The following is a 3,050-nucleotide window of genomic DNA, read 5'->3' as shown; positions in this document are numbered from 1 at the left end:
TTACCCTTCAGGTCGCCAAACAAGACGCTATTGCCACCTCGGAACCATCGCCAGTTCGGAGCGTGGCGTTACCACCGCGAACTTTGCTGTGCGCTGCGAAGACGTCGCGCAGAGGCAGTGGTCGAACGCTGACCCCGACGACCCTTCAACAGCAATTTTACCGTGCCACGCAATAGCCATCGGGCTAGCGATGTCCGCCGCCAAAACCACGAAAGCCACCAAACCCACCAAAGGCGGGATGCCCCCCGAAACCACCAAAGCCGCCGCCGAAGCCGGGATGCCCCCCAAAGCCACCAAAACCGCCGCCGAAGCCGGGGTGCCCCCCGAAGCCACCCGGACCACCGCCGAACGCACCCGGGCCACCCCCAAATCCGCCTGGTGCACGGTCGGGCGGATTGAAGGACGGGCCCTGCGGAGGGCCGACGGGAACCGTCAGGCCCGGGATCCCCAGTCCTGGCAACCCCGGAATCAGCGGCCCCTGAGGAATTGGCGGGTGTCCCGGTTCCGGCATCGGAAACTGCACCGGCGGCCGCGGAGACCCGACCGGAATCGGGTGCTGCGGTTCGGGCATCTGCACGGGCGGCGTGGGTGCCGGCCGATGCGCCGGCGGCGACTGCACCGGGCCCGGAACCTGCACCGGCGGCGGCATCTGGACGGGCGGCGTGGGTGCCGGCCGATGCGCCGGCGGCGACTGCACCGGGCCCGGAACCTGCACCGGCGGCGGCATCGGCGCTGGCGGCAGTATCTGTGCGGGCGGCAGTATCGGCGCGTGCGGCAGTATCTGCACGGGCGGCAGTATCGGCGCGTGCACCGGGATACGGGCGGGGGCCGGCGCAGGCACCGGAATCGGCAGCGGAACCATCAGCGGCGCTTGAACCGGCACCAGCGGGGCAGCCGGAATCGGCGGTGGCACTGCGGGAATGGGCGGCGCGGCCAGCGCGGGTACCGGCACCGCGCGCGGCGGGGCCGCAATTGCTGCGTGTGCGGGTGCGGGCACCACAGCCGGAGCGATCAAGTGGTTGATCTCCGGCGCCGGGGCGCTCGCCCGGGCCGGGGGCGAAGCGGGTGCCGGAGACTGGATGATGAGGTGCTGCAGCGGTAGGGGCAACAGCGCAACGCTCGGCTGAATGCCAAGCGCCAGAGCAACTTCCAGTGAGAGAGCGGCGGCAACGAAGAGTACTGCGAGGATACTTCCGATCAGGACGAGGGGGCCGCGCTGGTGTTGACCATCGAGGTCCTCGCCGGTCGACACCTCTTGCACCGCGGTGTGGGCGTCGGCTTCCTCGTCCGGAACGGCGCTGTAGGCGAGGTCGTCTTCACCGAGCGCGGTGCCGAGCGGAACATCTGGTGCCGCAAGGTATCCCGGCGACACGGCATGCGGGTCGATTGCGCCGGTGCCGGGATCGAGTGCGTACGCCAGTGCCGCAGTCGACGAGGCAAACAGCGGGGCGTTCGCCGACGCCAGCGCCGCACCCCACGCCAACGCGGTGTCGGGGTTCTCGGCCGCGGTGACCGGAAGTGTCGTTACCGCCTCCAGTTGCGACTTGATCGTGGCGACATCCACACCGGCGCCGACGATGAACACGCTGCGCGGTTGCGTCTCCAACTCCGCCAAACCGGCCACCATGCCGGCCAACTCCGCGACGGCGTGGCCGTCAGGCATCAATTCTTTGTGGACGTCGGTGATGGATCCATCGGCAGCGTTGATGACGGCCAAGGTCGCGGTATCGGGCTCGAGAAAAAGCAAGGCAGTATGCGCGTCGCCCACGGTGCAGCCCACCACCTGCGCCAGTGCTGCCGCGGCCATGAAGGACGAGACCAGCATGACGTTTTCGATCTTGCGCGTGACCAGGGCATCGCGCAGGGCGGCGGCATCGACCGGGTCCGTCCAGGTGACACCCGTCGAAGTCAGCGCGTGGCCGGCTTCGGCGGCACCTTCGCGAGTGCCCAGGATCGCCGAGATCACCTGATCGGCGGCGCTCAGCGTCGACGCGTCGCGGTCGGTGGCGATGCCGAACGTAGCGTCTTCAACCGTCGCGCCGTCGGCGGTTTCGCCTTCGACCAGCAGCATTCGAACCGATGTGGGTGCCATCGACACCCCAAGCACGATCTCCATCGCGCCTCCAGAGCCATTCGTCGCGCATCACGGTTTCAGGCGAAGGGAACCCCGCGCCCGGCGCTACAACTACATCCTCTTCGCCCAAGCTGTGCGGTGCAGCAGTCGAAGTTAAGTGGAGCTTATGAAATTCAAATAGGATTTCGACGGCGTCGGTCCGCGCTGACCTTGGTATTTCGACCCGACGGCCGCGCTGCCGTACGGATGTTCGGCGGGGCTGGTCAGCCGCAGGATGCACAGCTGACCGATCTTCATGCCCGGCCACAGCGTGATCGGCAGGTTGGCGACGTTGGAGAGTTCCAACGTGATGTGACCGCTGAAACCGGGATCGATAAAGCCGGCGGTCGAATGCGTGAGCAGGCCCAGGCGTCCCAGCGACGACTTGCCTTCGAGGCGGCCCGCCAGATCCTCTGGCAGCGTGCACGTCTCCAGCGTCGAGCCGAGCACGAACTCGCCGGGATGCAGCACGAACGGCTCTCCCTCTGCCGGCTCGACCAGGGACGTCAGCTCGTCCTGCTGCCGCGCCGGGTCGATATGGGTGTAGCGGGTGTTGTTGAAAACCCGGAACAAACTGTCGAGGCGAACGTCGACGCTGGACGGCTGGACCAGAGCGTCTTCGAATGGGTCGATTCCCAACCGGCCGGCGGCGATTTCGGCCCGGAGATCGCGATCGGAGAGCAGCACGCGACGAGCGTAACGGGGACTTGTCCGCGAACGTGCAGCTGGCCGCACGCTGGCCGCCGAACGTGCGGCTGGCCGCACATTCGGCTTGAGCACCCGACGCTCGGCTGCCTCGCGCGATGGTGGTGAGCGAGGCGGTGCCGGGTGCTAGCCTTCCCAAGCAACATTGCCGATGTAGTTCAATGGCAGAACATCAGCTTCCCAAGCTGAATACGCGGGTTCGATTCCCGTCATCGGCTCCATACCTGAGCTG

Annotated in this window: 2 protein-coding genes and 1 tRNA gene; 1 reads left to right on the top strand and 2 read right to left on the bottom strand. The window is 67.4% G+C overall.

Annotated features, from left to right (window positions below; translation table 11 throughout):
* Positions 1 to 184: 184 nt before the first annotated feature.
* Both ABDV69_RS20840 and dcd read right to left on the bottom strand, forming a co-directional pair.
* On the bottom strand, positions 185 to 2,116 hold the full coding sequence (locus ABDV69_RS20840; RefSeq protein WP_343577698.1) for a hypothetical protein: 1,932 nt from the start codon (positions 2,114 to 2,116) through the stop codon (positions 185 to 187).
* A 111-nt stretch (positions 2,117 to 2,227) separates the two neighbouring features.
* Entirely contained in the window at positions 2,228 to 2,800 is a 573-nt protein-coding gene (gene dcd / locus ABDV69_RS20835) for a dCTP deaminase (RefSeq protein WP_343577696.1), read from the bottom strand.
* A gap of 165 nt (positions 2,801 to 2,965) precedes the next feature.
* Between dcd and ABDV69_RS20830 the strand changes: the two genes are divergently transcribed.
* Positions 2,966 to 3,039 (top strand) — tRNA-Gly (locus ABDV69_RS20830).
* Positions 3,040 to 3,050: the final 11 nt, after the last annotated feature.

The sequence above is a fragment of the Mycobacterium sp. genome (assembly GCF_039583785.1).
Lineage (GTDB): Bacteria > Actinomycetota > Actinomycetes > Mycobacteriales > Mycobacteriaceae > Mycobacterium.
This window is presented reverse-complemented; position numbering and strand designations above follow the sequence as displayed.